Raw genomic sequence first — 13,687 nt, forward strand, 5'->3', positions numbered from 1 at the left:
CTTTCCGCCTGTGGTGAGCGTTTTGCCTATGTGGATATTCTGCAAAACCCGGATATTCGCGCAGAACTGCCAAAATATGCAAACTGGCCGACCTTCCCACAGCTGTGGGTTGACGGTGAACTGGTTGGCGGCTGCGACATTTTGATCGAAATGTACCAGCGCGGCGAACTGCAGCAGTTGATCAAAGAGACCGCTGCAAAATACAAATCTGAAGAATCAGACGCTGAGTAATCAGTAGACGGTTAAAGGGGAGCTTTTCCTGACTCAGGTTAAGCTCCTTTTCATTTCTGCGCTTCCTATCCCCAGTCCAGCCCCTGCGGCGAACTGGAAAACCCGACTTCCCGTAGCAGGGTAAAGAGAGGGGTTTGCCGTACCGGTTTATCGTTGACTTCCGACAGCGTGAAACGCAGTCGCGGTTCACGGCGTAAGGCGCTCACCAGCGCCCTGAAAATCTCCGGCGAAGGCATCTCCTCATTTTCTGTCCAGATCATCATCTTTTTTCCTCCCTGAGCAAGGTACAGCCGCAACTGTCCAGCGGAAATCACGACAAACGCGCCGTTACGCCGCCCGGGAACCAGAGATGACGGATGCGTCGGCCACGGTAGTAGCGTTCCCCAGGGATTAGCGGGATCGTTCGCAGATAGCGCCACCGCCGTAAACGCCTGTTGTTCAGACGTCGACGACGTCAGATCGCGCAGACGATCGACAGTGTCCCGCTCGGCAAACTGTGCGCCGCCCATTCCCTCCACGAACCGCCCACGCAGAATTCGCCCAGAATCTTCCATGCTTCGGCACAGTGTCTGCATGGCGGGAAAGCCACCAGGCACATTCTCGGCAATCACGGCCTGGCGACCAATTACGCCGTAGCGATCGAGCATATTCTCGGCACAGGCCAGCATCCGTTCGGTATCATTCAACGTCTCTCGCGGCAGCAGCGACCAGCGACCGGCCAGCGCAGGCGTGGTGTAAGAAACCGGTACAGCGATGGACGAGAGGCGCGGCGCGGCATAGGCCGGGCGTCCACGACGCATACGCGGCGAACGTCGTGACGGCTGGCGCGATGCGGCGACAGTACGCGACAGGCCACGCAGCGGAGCCCAGATATCGGTTGTGATATACCCTTGCCAGACCAGGCCCCAAAGTGCCTCATGCAACGTGGCTGGCGTTAACCATTCGTCGCCGCCAGCGTCTGTCGCACGCGTCTGAATCAACGCGCTAAGTTGCTGCGCAAACCATGCGCCACCACCAGAAAGAACGTCCAAAATTGCGCGCTGTAAGTCTGAAAGCGCCTCGCTGTCACCGGATGGCGGGGAAAGCGTTTCTGCCAGGTAATCCCGTAAATGCAGTACCACCCGTCCATCATCGTCGCCCAGTTTCTTTTGTCCTGACCAGATGACTTCACCCGTCGCCAGCAACTCATCGAGCATATCCGGTGAATAATCACGGACACGAGCAGGGAAAATCTGGCTTTCCCACAACGAGGCAGGCAGGCCGACTCCGGCCAGTTGTTCAATAACACGCATGACGCCGTCACTTCCTTCCAGCGTACCCGTGGAGGAGGGCGGAAGGCGCGCAGGGCTGCCGTCGGCGGATGAAATAAGTCCCTGACGCTCCAGCAACAGTCGGGTGTAGCTCGTTGCCGGAACCGGACGGGTTGCCTCTCTTGCCGCATGCAGCGAGCGGATGCGAAGACGATGAAATACGTCCTCATTCACCCACGTTGACGCTTCGTCAGGCGTGGAAGATGTACCGGCACGCAACGGAATGAGGACACCCTCATCGCGCAATTGACGCAGTTGATCGCCGGCGACGGCTACCCCCAACCCGAACGTCTGCGCAATCTGGGCGCGAGTAAACAACGTGCGGGTACGGCTGAAGCGCAGGAAAAGATCGCGCAGCGGCGCGTTCACCGGATGCAGCCACGCCGGTGAAATCGTCGCAGGCAGGCGAATACCCAGCGCGTCACGAAGTCTGGCTGCATCGTCCGTGCAGGCCATCTGCGCCGTGTCCGCGATAACGACCGGGAAAATACGTTTTTCAGCGGACAGCTCATCAAGCCACGTCCTGATGTCAGCGAGCGTTCCTTCGTGTCTGGCGGCAATTTCGTCGACGCTCATTGGTCCCAGTTCACGCAGTAAATCGTAAACGCCTTCCATCCCCTGGGCTTTCCTGCCCGCCGCCCGCCGCTGAAGTTCATCTTCAACCTGGCGGATAATTTCCGGGTCAAGCAACTCCAGTGGATCGCCCTGGCCTAACAGGTTGCCCAGCAGCTCGCTGTCCAGCGCCAGTACCGAAGCCCGACGTTCCGCCAGCGGCGCGTCGGTGGCGTACATAAATTCCGCGACGTAGCCGAAGAGTAGATCGGTGGCGAAGGGTGAGGGGGTTGGCGTGGTCACTTCAGACATCTGGATCTCGCCGGTGTTCAACCGGCGTATGACCTGCTCAAGTGCGTCGAGATCGTAAACGTCCTGCAGGCACTCACGAGCTGTTTCCAGAATAATGGGGAAATCAGGATAGCCCGCCGCGATTTCCAGAAGCTGACTGGCGCGCAGGCGTTGCTGCCAGAGCGGCGAACGACGCCCTGGCGTGCGGCCCGGCATCAGCAGGGCGCGGGCGGCGCATTCTCTGAAGCGGGCAGCAAACAGCGCCGTACTGCTGACGGCCTCCCGGACAATGCGCAGCAGTTTTTCCGGTTCAAACAGGAAAATAGCGGCATCGGGCAGTTTCCCGTCGCTGTCCGGTATGCGCGCGACAATCCCATCATCACTGGCAACAATCGACGCGTCAGCCCCCCACTGCGCATGGAGGCGTCCGGCAATCGCCAGCGCCCAGGGCGCGTGTACCCGACGACCATAAGGGGAATGCAGAATAACCCGCCAGTCACCCATTTCATCGCGACAGCGCTCAAGCACCAGATGACGACTCCAGGGGAGCACGCCCGTAGCATTTTTTTGATCGTCAATTAACCCTTTGATATTCGACAGAACATTGTCATCGCGCAGTCGGGGTGAGAGCCGGCGTTCTGCGTTGTCATCGGACATCGTATGGATAAAATCACCAATGCGTTCTCCCAGTTCCGCCGGGCGCCCGACGCCTTCGCCGCGCCAGAACGGCAGTCTGGCCGAGCGTCCGGGCGCGGGGACAACGATAACCTGATCGCGGGTGATTTGTTGAATACGCCACGAGGTTGCACCCAGCGTGATGATGTCGTTGACGCGTGACTCGTACACCATTTCTTCATCCAGTTCGCCTACGCGACGCGATCCGGCTTGTTCATCCCCTTCGGGAAGCAGCACGCTGAACATGCCGCGGTCCGGAATGGTACCGCCGCTGGTTACCGCCAGAAGCTGCGCGCCAGGACGGGCCGTTAATAACCCGGTTTCGCGGTTCCAGATTATGCGCGGTCGGAAGACGGCAAAATCGCCGGAGGGATAGCGCCCTGCCAGCATATCCAGCGTGGCGTCAAATGCGCTTCTCGGCAAATCCTGCCACGGTGAAGCCCGGCGGACGAGGGCATACCAGTCATCAACATTGAGTGGATCCATTGATACGGCAGCAACGGTTTGCTGCGCCAGAATATCCAGCGGGTTGCGTGGCGGCGTCAGCGTTTCCAGTTGTCCGGCGTACATACATTCGACGATGACGGCAGAGTCAATCAGATCCCGACGGGTTCTGGGGTAGAACAGCCCCTTTGATACCCCGCCGACCTGATGACTGGCGCGTCCGATGCGCTGCAGGCCGCTGGCGACAGAAAGGGGCGTCGCCACCTGAATCACCAGATCAACCGCCCCCATGTCGATCCCCAGCTCCAGACTGGAGGTCGCCACCACGCAGCGAAGTTCGCCGGATTTCAGCGCATGCTCGGTGACGGCGCGCTGTTCTTTGGACACCGAACCATGATGCGAACGGGCAATGTATTCTGCGGCGTCCTGCGCCCGGTTACTGGTGGACCCGGTTAGCGAGTCAAAGTGCACCGGCTCTGCCTGCGGTTGGGGCAACGCTTGTCGTCGCGAGAGATACAGCTCGTTCAGGCGGGCCGTCAGCTTTTCCGCCAGCCCACGCGAGTTGGTGAAAACAATGGTGGAACGATGGCTAAGGATTTGATCGAGAATACCGGCTTCAATGCGCGGCCAGATGGAACCTTCTCGCCCCTTGTGAATGGCCTCGCCGCTGTCGCTATTGTCCGCTAAGACGTCATCAAGATTGGCGGCTGGAGCGACGATGTGGATATCCGGGTGACGGGTAGAAGGCGGATTGATAACGGTAACCGGACGATCGCCGCCCAGAAAAGCGGCAACGGCTGTAACCGAACGCACGGTCGCCGACAAACCAATGCGCTGCGCCGACGTTGCCAGAAGCGCATCCAGGCGTTCGAGACTCAGCGCAAGATGCGCGCCGCGTTTTGTGCCTGCTACCGCATGTACTTCATCGACGATCACCGTTTCAACGCCGCGCAGCGTCTCTCTGGCGCGGGAGGTGAGCATCAGATAAAGCGACTCCGGCGTGGTGATCAGAATATCGGGCGGATGACGACTTAGCTTCGCACGCTCCTGAGGCGACGTATCGCCGGTGCGGATCCCAACCCGAATAGCCACCTCTGGCGCGCCGGATTTCTTCCGTTCTTCGCTAATCCCCAGCAGGGGAATTTGCAGGTTGCGCTGGACATCCGTACCCAGGGCTTTTATCGGGGAAATATAGAGGATTCGGGTGACTTTCTTTTCTTTGCCGGAGGAGGAGGTGGCGTGCGCTGCCTCGCCTTCACGAAACAGGCTATCCAGGGCATAGAGAAACGCGGCAAGGGTTTTCCCCGAACCGGTCGGGGCGATCACCAGCGCGTGCTGATTCGCGGCGGTCACGGCCCACGTTTGCGACTGCACCGGCGTGGGATGCTGAAATGCCGAGGTAAACCAGTCGCGGGTTGCCGGTGAGAAAATATCCGGCAGCGGAGGCGGCGCATTTTTTGCTGACATGTTCCCTGTCCCTTTAGCGATGTTGGCGAATCAAGACCTTTTAACAGAATAGCGGGAAATGCGCAGGGTGTATTGATACTGGTCAAATATACAGTATGAGTGAAAGGGGGAGCGACCTGATAACCGACGTTATCAGGTCACCAAATCAGGCTTCTTCGGGCAGAGGTAACGGCCAGCCGCCGAGACGCTTCCAGCGGTTGACTATCTCGCAAAACAGCACGGCGGTGCGCTCGGTATCGTACAGCGCTGAGTGCGCCTGGGTACCGTCAAACTCCATGCCAGCCGCCAGACACGCTTTGGAGAGCACCGTTTGTCCCAGAGCCAGTCCGCTCAGGGCGGCAGTATCAAACGTCACGAACGGATGGAACGGGTTGCGTTTGAGCGACGCACGCTCAGCGGCAGCCATCATAAAGCTATGATCGAACGTTGCATTATGGGCGACCATAATGGCGCGACTGCAACCGCTGTCTTTAATGCCTTTGCGGACCATTTTGAAAATGGCGTGCAGGGCGTCATATTCACTCACCGCGCCACGCAGCGGGTTGGATGGATCGATACCGTTAAACGCCAGTGCTTCAGGCTGTAAATTTGCGCCTTCAAACGGTTCTACGTGGAATTGCAGCGTGCTGTCCGGCATCAGCCAGCCTTGTTCATCCATTTTCAGCGTGATGGCAGCTATTTCAAGCAGCGCATCGGTTCTGGCGTTAAATCCGGCCGTTTCAACATCAATGACGACAGGATAGAAACCACGAAAACGGTCGCACAGACCGGTAAGTTGAGCGTTATCGGACATCAGGGTCTCTTAGTACGGAAAAAATTGCAGCGCGCATTATGCCAAAAAAAGCGGAGTGATGCAGTAAAACAACGGGCGCAGAAAGCCACTGCGCCCGGCAGGAATCAGTTACCGAGACCTTTCCCGGCGTCCTTCTCTTCGATCAGCTCGATTTTGTAACCGTCCGGATCTTCAACAAAAGCGATCACGGTCGTGCCGCCTTTAACCGGACCAGCTTCACGAGTGACGTTACCGCCATTCTGACGAATGCGCTCACAGGCTTCAGCCGCGTTATCGACGCTCAGGGCGATATGACCATAAGCCGTACCCAGCTCGTATTTGTCAACGCCCCAGTTATAGGTCAGTTCAATCACCGCTTCGTTACTTTCTTCGCCGTAACCGACAAATGCCAGTGAGTATTTGTATTCAGTGTTTTCACTGGTGCGCAGCAGCTTCATGCCGAGCACTTTAGTGTAAAAATCAATAGAACGTTGCAGATCGCCAACGCGCAGCATCGTATGAAGTAAACGCATGTTTTGTCCCCTTAAAAAATGGTCAATACATTCAAAATGTTGTTTTAGTATAGCGGCGTTTTTACGCCGCTATCAATGAAGGAATGCGATGGAGGGAATCAGAGCGTCGGGTAATCGGTGTAGCCTTCCGCACCGCCGCCGTAGAAACTTTCACTGCGTTGCGGGTTGAGTTCAGCTTTACGTTGCAGACGCGCCACCAGATCCGGGTTAGCGATGTAATCACGACCAAACGCGACGGCATCGATCAGACCCTTCTCAATTAAGGTCTCTGCTTTTTCACGCGTATAGGCGCCGGCACCGATAATCGGACCGTGGAAACGAGCGCGTACTTTTTCGCGGAACGCGTCGGTATACGGCTTGCCGCCAGCCCAGTCTGGTTCAGACATGTGCAGATAGGCGATGCCGCGTTTACCCAGTTCTTCAATCAGATACAGCGCGTCGGCTTCTTCGTTCGGACCATTGTCGACATTCTGGAAGGTGCCAACAGGCGAGACGCGAATCCCGATACGGTCCGCACCCCATTCTTTAATGCCCGCATCGACTACTTCCAGCACCAGGCGCGCGCGATTCTCCACGCTACCGCCGTACTGATCGGTACGATGGTTAGAAGAAGGGGAAAGGAACTGATGCAGCAGATAACCGTGAGCGGAGTGCAGTTCAACCAGATCGAAACCGGCTTCACGCGCATTGGCGATAGCCTGGCGGAAATCATTGACGATTCCCGGGATTTCATCGGTTTCCAGCGCGCGTGGCATAGAGGTATCCACTCGGATAGCCTGACCATTTTCATCACGCAGGGAAGTACGGGTCCCGGCGCTGATAGCGGATGCGGATACCGGCGGCTGTCCACCCGGTTGCAGGCTGGCGTGAGAAATACGGCCTGTGTGCCATAACTGAACGGCGATGTGGCCGTTTTCAGCATGAACACCGGCGGTGATTTTCTTCCATGCGGCGATCTGCTCATCACTGTGCAGGCCCGGCGCGCCGGCATAACCCTTCGCCTGTGCGGAAATCTGCGTCGCTTCGCTGATGATCAGACCCGCGCTGGCGCGTTGGCGATAATACTCGGCCATTAACGGAGTCGGGATGTCGCCTGGCTCAATGCTGCGCAGACGCGTCAGCGGGGCCATGAAAATACGGTTTGGTGCGGTGATCGCGCCCACTTTCAGTGGGGTAAACAGTTTATCTGATGACATAATGTTTTCCGTTATGAATAGACCGGTCGTCTAGTAAGCAGTTAAATAAAACGCCTGTTAAGCACCAGGCGTTGCGATAATATTTTTCACGTGTGCCAGCGCGTTTTCCAGCGGGGTGGCACTGCGAGAAATTTTGGCCTGCAGATTTGCTCCCAGCCACAGCGCATAAAGGATTTGCGCCTGCTGCAGTGGTTCTCCTGCAAACGTCAAACAATGACTATCACGTCCTTTTTCCAGCGCCTGCGCCAGGATGACCATAATTTTCCCGGCCCCCTGGTCCATTGCGGTGCGCATATCTTCCGACAGGTCGCACACTTCGGCGGAGAGTTTAACCGTCAGGCAGCCGCTGATGATTCCTTGCTGGCAAAACTGATTCAGGGTTTCCTGATAATAAGCCAGAATGCGATCGCGGTAATTGCCTGGACCCGTGTCAAAATGCACCGTCAGCCGCTGATGATAACCGGCAAAATGCCGTTCCAGCATTGCGACGCCAAAGGCTTCTTTAGAGCGAAAGTAGTGATAAAACGATCCTTTCGGCACCCCGGCGGTTTTGAGCAACTCGCTCAGTCCCATACCGGTAAAGCCTCGCTGCATGCAAAGATGCTCACCGGTAGCCAGTAAGTGTTCGCGGGTATCGTACTCAGTTTGCTTGTTCATGGCAGGGAGTGTAATAGACCAGTCGGTCTAATGCAAGACAGGTTGCCAGAAATCGTGTTTACGTCTTCAATAGAGTGAAGACCTAATGAAGAGGAAAGGGCGTGGCAGAGCAGTTAGAGTTTTTTCCCGTTCAGAGCCCATGTCGGGGAATTTGCCAGTCAGATGAACGCGGTTTTTGCCGGGGGTGCCTGCGCAGTCGGGATGAGCGGTTCAACTGGCAAAAAATGAGCGACGCACAAAAACAAGATGTGCTGCGGTTATGCCGCCAGCGTCTGCTGCGTAAATTACGCGCAAATAAACCCGCCGCGCCAGAAGAACCTCAACAGCCTTCACTCTTTTAAGCCACTAATTGTATATACTCGCTGTAATTTACTTCACGAGGAAGCAGTTATGGTTCAGCGTATTACTCTTGCGCCACAAGGCCCGGAATTCTCCCGCTTTGTCATGGGATACTGGCGACTGATGGACTGGAATATGTCCCCCCGGGAGCTGGTGAGCTTTATTGAAGAGCACCTGGATTTAGGTGTCACGACCGTGGACCATGCGGATATTTACGGTGGCTATCTGTGCGAGGCCGCCTTTGGCGAAGCGCTGAAACTGGCTCCTCATCTGCGTGAGCGGATGCAGATCGTCACCAAATGCGGGATCGCCACCACCGCCCGTGCGGAAAACGCGCTCGGCCACTACATCACCGACCGCGATCATATTGTGAAAAGTGCGGAACAGTCGTTGATCAATCTGGCGACCGACCATCTGGATCTGCTGCTGATCCACCGCCCGGACCCGCTGATGGATGCCGATGAGGTCGCCGAAGCCTTCAAACACCTGCATCAGAGCGGAAAAGTGCGTCACTTCGGCGTCTCCAACTTCACCCCGGCGCAGTTTACGCTGCTGCAATCGCGCCTTCCGTTCACGCTGGCGACCAACCAGGTGGAGATCTCTCCGGTTCACCAACCGCTGCTGTTAGACGGCACCCTCGATCAGCTTCAGCAACTGCGTATTCGCCCAATGGCCTGGTCCTGCCTTGGTGGCGGACGTCTGTTTAATGACGATGCGTTCCAGCCGCTGCGTAACGAACTGGCGGTCATTGCGCAAGAACTGAATGCCTCTTCCATTGAGCAGGTGGTTTACGCCTGGATACTGCGTCTGCCGTCACAGCCGCTGCCGATCATAGGCTCCGGAAAAATCGAGCGTGTACGTGCGGCAGTGAAAGCCGAGTCTCTGAAAATGAGCCGTCAGCAGTGGTTCCGTATCCGTAAAGCCGCGCTGGGTTACGACGTCCCGTAAGCGTAAAATCGCGGATCTCCGTTCAAAATGGTGTTACTGGTTTACACTTAACCGACATACATACAGAACGGAGGTCCTATGAAGCGATTGAGTCTGGCTGTGTTAACCCTGTTAGCCTGTGCGGGGGCGCAAGCCGCCAGTGAAACAGTGGAGATGAATCTGGTTACCCCGCAAGGTGTCGGGCAGTCCATCGGGGAGGTCACCATTGCGGAAACCGAGAACGGACTGGAGTTTACACCGGATCTGAAAGCGTTGCCGCCGGGAGAACATGGTTTTCATATCCATGCCAACGGCAGCTGTCAGCCTGCCATTAAAGACGGTAAAGCGTCTGCCGCTGAGTCTGCGGGGGGGCATTTTGACCCGCACAAAACCGGTAAACACACCGGACCGGATGGCGAAGGGCACCTGGGCGATTTGCCCGTGCTGGTGGTGAATGACGAAGGTAAAGCCATTGTTCCTGTCACGGCAACGCGCCTGAAATCTCTTAACGACATCAAAGACAAAGCGCTGATGATCCACGTCGGTGGCGATAATATGTCCGATCAGCCCAAACCCCTGGGCGGCGGTGGGGCGCGCTTCGCTTGTGGTGTGATCAAATAATCAGGACGTCAGCGACCCTTCTGGCGGCGCTTGTTCCAGTTGAGAAAGCGAACAATACAGTCGCCAGACGATCGCCGCCAGCTCTTGCGCGGCGGGTTGATGATGGTGAGACAGCGTCTGGCAAATCCGCAGGAGTTCAGCCAGCGTCGCGGCAAGCGGTCGTTGCTGGACGCCGCGTTCGCTCATCACATCATGCAGTAAAGCAATACAGATGTCCCTGACCTGCGACAGCGGGTCAGAACGCGATTCCCAGCCGCGCAGTTGCCAGACGACGTGCGAACAGTTGAGCAACACCACGCCCCAGCGTAGCAGCCAACGGCGTGCCAGCGCATCCTGACTGTTACTTAACTGACTGATGTGGTGATAGGTCAGCGACTCGTACTCATTTTCACTGTACGTCGGATAACGGCTCAACTGATCGACAAAGCTCCGGCGCAGCGCCCGAATATGACGGCGGCTTTTGCGTGCATCCGAGCCGGGACGTAAAATCGCGAACGCCAGCCATGACAACGCCACGCCGACAATCTTCGCCGTATTGTCATTCAGAAAATCGGCAAAGTCATAGACCGGCGGGTTGGTCACGGCGATAAACGAACCCATAAATACAATCAGTTGCCCCCAAAGCCCCGCCAGTTTTGGCATCTGCAATTTCAATAATTGCATGGTGGTCAGCAAGGGGAACAAAAACAGCAAGAACTCCCACAGGTCGCTAATCTGCACCATCAGCCCGAACTTGACCACGAAACTGAACAGCGAGAGCAATACCAGCGTGCGCATCAGCAGTGAGAGTGATTTAAACGGCGTGGCGACGACGGAGTAAAGCACGCTGCTGATGGCCGCCAGGGTCAGCGCCGCCGATCCCGATTCCCACTGTGAAACAATGCTCCATGTGCCAATCACCATTAGCGTGACGAAGGTGCGCAGGCCGCTCCAGAGGGCTTCTGCGTGGTCGGTATGCCGTGCCAGCGCCGGCGCGCGCGGAATGTTAACGGTAGTAAGCGGCCCGCCATTTTCAATCACGCGTAGCTGACGGCTGGTACGCAGATAGAGACGGCAGAAATAACGTAACCGCTGCCAGAAGGCGACGTGACGATAGTCGCTTACGTCGGTGGGGGCGAGTGGCGCAATAATCCGCGCGACGGCATAACTGTCAGTTTGTGAACGGGCCAGTGCCGTCAACAGTTGGTCAATAACATCACGTGTGTGGGCCGGAGGCGTCGGCCAGTTCAGTAACATTCTGCGCAGGCTTGAGATGACGCTGGTCAGGCGCAGTTGATGATGCAGCAGGACGTTCAGCAGCGCATTCTGACGCCGGAAGCGGTAATGGCTCCAGAATGCCTGAATACGCAGTAAATTCATCGTCAAAATTTGCCCGATCACCCCTTCGTGGGCCGAGCGGATGGCGTCAGTAGACTCAGGTTGCCACAGCAGGCTGGCGTGTTCCAACAGGCGCGCGTGCATGTTCTTCAGCGCGGTCAGTAGCGCGGTGCCATCGGAGGTGCTGGGCAAAATCATCATCATCGTGCCGCCGCAGAGGATCCCGACAATCACTTCGCAAACACGCGCCTGGGCGATATCCCAGAGTTGAGTGATGTCGACAATGTTCACCATCGGGAAGGCAATAATGGCGGCGGTGTATCCCGCGAGCTGGAAGGCATAAGCCACATTGTTGGTAAACTGCGCGCAGGCCCACGTACAGAAACCAATCCAGGCGGACATGCTCAACAAAAACAGCCACGGTTCGTTGAGCGTATGCCCGGCAAGAATTAACGCTGCGGTCGCCCCCAGCAGACTGCCGGCAATGCGCCCGAGACTTTTACTGATTACGCCGCCGACGGTGGGAAAACTGACCACGGCGGCGGAGGTCATCGCCCAATAGGGTTCATCCAGATTGAGATAGTAGGCAAACGTCAGCGCCAGGCACATCGCGAGGGTATTACGCAAGGCATAGCGCCACTGCCCGGCCGTCGCTTTCAGCCACGGCGTATTGCCCAGAGACACGCGCAGTCGCTTCATTTAGTTGCCGATCGCTACGCTACAGGTCGTGCCGGAAACGAGCGTTACGTCACGTGGAAGCTGGTCAAATTCGATACGCACCGGAACGCGCTGCGCCAGACGCACCCAGGGCACGTTGGGTTTAATATCCGGCACCAGACCGGAATCGCTCTCCACGCTTTGGTCGTAAATCGCGCGGCCAATGCTGGATACGTGACCCTGTAACTTAATATTGCCGCTGTAAAGTGTAATCTGGGCAGGTGCGCCTTCGCGGATATGACGCAGCTTGGTTTCTTCAAAATAACCCATCACATAGAAGGAGTGGCTGTCCACCAGGGCAAACAACGGTTGACCGGAGGTGGCGAAGTCACCGGTACGCGTCGACAGATTGGTTATCCACCCGGAGACCGGGGCGCGGACATCCGTCTGCGCCAGTTGCCACTGCGCCTGTCTGAGCGTCGCCTGAGCGACGTCTACGCTTGCCTGCATCGCTTTGACGTTCAGATTGGCGGTGTCCATTTCTTCAGCGGAGATAAAATTCTGCGATAAGTGACGACGGCGAGTGGCTTCGTTATTGGCTTTCGCCAGTTCCGATTGTGCTTTAGCCAGTTGCGCCTGCGCGTTGAGCTCGGCGATATGAAAAGGGGTCTTATCGATACGAAAAAGCAGATCGCCGGCGTTGACGAACTGGTTATCTTTTATCGGGAGATCGACGATGGCGCCGGACACCTGCGGCGTAACGCTGACCTGTTCGGCTCGCACCTTTCCGTCACGCGTCCACGGGGATTGCATGTAATAATTCCACATAAACCATCCCGCCAGAACGGCGAGGGTAGCAACCACAATGGTGGAGAAATATTTCAGTGTTTTCAGCGTCATAATTACCATGCAACCAATAAAAGAAGACCCAAACAGACGCAGAGGGCAAAAATTGACAGATCCATCAATAAAGGATGCCAGATTTCACCCGAGTAAATCCGTTCGCGCAGCAGGCGATGGATGAAAAGCCAGAGGAGAAATCCCAGCGCAAAGGCCTTGAACAGCGGCGGGAAGTAAACAGATGCGCCAATCACTAAATCCTGTAAGGGCATCCCTGTTGTATTGTGTGCGGAGGTCACAAGCAATAGTCCTTTGCGTCAGGCTACGTTTATCCAGGTTTAGCAAAAACTGGTACGAAGCGTGCTTTTTTCGCGTAATGTCTGAAAAATATGTCTGTCGGTAACCAAATGCAGCAATACATTTGTTTTAGCAATACAATTGCTGCACACTATTCTAAAATCAGTATAATATCTTAGCAAGCTAATTATAAGGAGATGAAATTGGAATCGCCACTAGGTTCTGATCTGGCACGGTTGGTGCGCATTTGGCGTGCTTTGATAGACCACCGTCTTAAGCCTCTGGAATTGACGCAGACGCACTGGGTTACGCTGCATAATATTCATCAACTGCCACCGGATCAATCACAGATACAACTGGCAAAAGCGATTGGCATCGAACAGCCGTCACTGGTACGTACGCTGGATCAGCTCGAAGAGAAAGGGCTTATTTCGCGTCAGACCTGTGTCAGCGATCGCCGGGCCAAACGGATTAAACTGACAGAAAAAGCAGAGCCGCTGATTGCTGATATGGAAGCGGTTATCAACAAAACGCGTGGTGAAATTCTGGAAGGGATTTCTG

The 13,687-nt window shown here is 56.2% G+C and carries 12 protein-coding genes and 1 pseudogene; 5 read left to right on the forward strand and 8 right to left on the reverse strand.

What is annotated here, in order from left to right; all coding sequences use genetic code 11:
- Positions 1 to 231, forward strand: a 231-nt coding sequence (grxD, locus tag AB7E14_RS10800; protein WP_428169515.1) for a monothiol glutaredoxin 4, incomplete at its 5' end; no start/stop codon positions are given.
- A gap of 65 nt (positions 232 to 296) precedes the next feature.
- Here grxD and AB7E14_RS10805 read toward each other — a convergent pair.
- The 5 genes from AB7E14_RS10805 to AB7E14_RS10825 form a co-directional block, all read right to left on the reverse strand.
- On the reverse strand, positions 297 to 4,970 hold the full coding sequence (locus AB7E14_RS10805) for an ATP-dependent helicase (protein WP_316962275.1): 4,674 nt from the start codon (positions 4,968 to 4,970) through the stop codon (positions 297 to 299).
- 145 nt (positions 4,971 to 5,115) lie between these two features.
- Positions 5,116 to 5,763 carry a ribonuclease T gene (rnt, locus tag AB7E14_RS10810; RefSeq protein WP_043000808.1) on the reverse strand — a complete coding sequence of 216 codons (648 nt, stop codon included), beginning with the start codon at positions 5,761 to 5,763 and terminating at the stop codon, positions 5,116 to 5,118.
- Positions 5,764 to 5,867: 104 nt separating this feature from the next.
- Positions 5,868 to 6,275 carry a lactoylglutathione lyase gene (gloA, locus tag AB7E14_RS10815; RefSeq protein WP_316962276.1) on the reverse strand — a complete coding sequence of 136 codons (408 nt, stop codon included), beginning with the start codon at positions 6,273 to 6,275 and terminating at the stop codon, positions 5,868 to 5,870.
- A 98-nt stretch (positions 6,276 to 6,373) separates the two neighbouring features.
- The gene (locus AB7E14_RS10820; RefSeq protein ID WP_044265372.1) at positions 6,374 to 7,471 is read right to left on the reverse strand and encodes an alkene reductase; all 1,098 of its coding nucleotides are present in this window, start codon (positions 7,469 to 7,471) and stop codon (positions 6,374 to 6,376) included.
- A 57-nt stretch (positions 7,472 to 7,528) separates the two neighbouring features.
- Positions 7,529 to 8,128 (reverse strand): TetR/AcrR family transcriptional regulator, encoded by a 600-nt coding sequence (locus AB7E14_RS10825; protein WP_061070166.1) that lies wholly within the window; start codon positions 8,126 to 8,128, stop codon positions 7,529 to 7,531.
- 101 nt (positions 8,129 to 8,229) lie between these two features.
- On the opposite strand from AB7E14_RS10825, the gene AB7E14_RS10830 reads away from it, so the two are divergent.
- The 3 genes from AB7E14_RS10830 to sodC all read left to right on the forward strand — a co-directional run bounded on the left by AB7E14_RS10830 (position 8,230) and on the right by sodC (position 10,015).
- Positions 8,230 to 8,469, forward strand: a complete 240-nt coding sequence (locus AB7E14_RS10830) for a DUF1289 domain-containing protein (protein ID WP_043000804.1) — start codon at positions 8,230 to 8,232, stop codon at positions 8,467 to 8,469.
- 49 nt (positions 8,470 to 8,518) lie between these two features.
- Positions 8,519 to 9,415, forward strand: a complete 897-nt coding sequence (locus tag AB7E14_RS10835; RefSeq protein ID WP_043000803.1) for an aldo/keto reductase — start codon at positions 8,519 to 8,521, stop codon at positions 9,413 to 9,415.
- 78 nt (positions 9,416 to 9,493) lie between these two features.
- Positions 9,494 to 10,015: a superoxide dismutase [Cu-Zn] SodC gene (sodC, locus tag AB7E14_RS10840; RefSeq protein WP_044328055.1), complete on the forward strand. Its 522-nt coding sequence runs from the start codon at positions 9,494 to 9,496 to the stop codon at positions 10,013 to 10,015.
- Here the strand turns inward: sodC and AB7E14_RS10845 are convergent.
- The 3 genes and pseudogenes from AB7E14_RS10845 to AB7E14_RS10855 all read right to left on the reverse strand — a co-directional run bounded on the left by AB7E14_RS10845 (position 9,958) and on the right by AB7E14_RS10855 (position 13,101).
- Positions 9,958 to 12,031: pseudogene (locus AB7E14_RS10845) on the reverse strand (FUSC family protein). The gene sodC and the pseudogene AB7E14_RS10845 sit on opposite strands and share 58 nt — an antisense overlap.
- Positions 12,032 to 12,889 (reverse strand): HlyD family secretion protein, encoded by an 858-nt coding sequence (locus AB7E14_RS10850; RefSeq protein WP_316962278.1) that lies wholly within the window; start codon positions 12,887 to 12,889, stop codon positions 12,032 to 12,034.
- 2 nt (positions 12,890 to 12,891) lie between these two features.
- Positions 12,892 to 13,101: a DUF1656 domain-containing protein gene (locus AB7E14_RS10855; RefSeq protein ID WP_043001939.1), complete on the reverse strand. Its 210-nt coding sequence runs from the start codon at positions 13,099 to 13,101 to the stop codon at positions 12,892 to 12,894.
- A 222-nt stretch (positions 13,102 to 13,323) separates the two neighbouring features.
- Here AB7E14_RS10855 and slyA point away from each other — a divergent pair.
- On the forward strand, positions 13,324 to 13,687 hold a 364-nt coding region (gene slyA, locus AB7E14_RS10860), incomplete at its 3' end, for a transcriptional regulator SlyA (protein ID WP_428169516.1).

The organism is Citrobacter sp. (assembly GCF_050252275.1).
In the GTDB taxonomy this organism is placed as follows: domain Bacteria; phylum Pseudomonadota; class Gammaproteobacteria; order Enterobacterales; family Enterobacteriaceae; genus Citrobacter_A; species Citrobacter_A amalonaticus.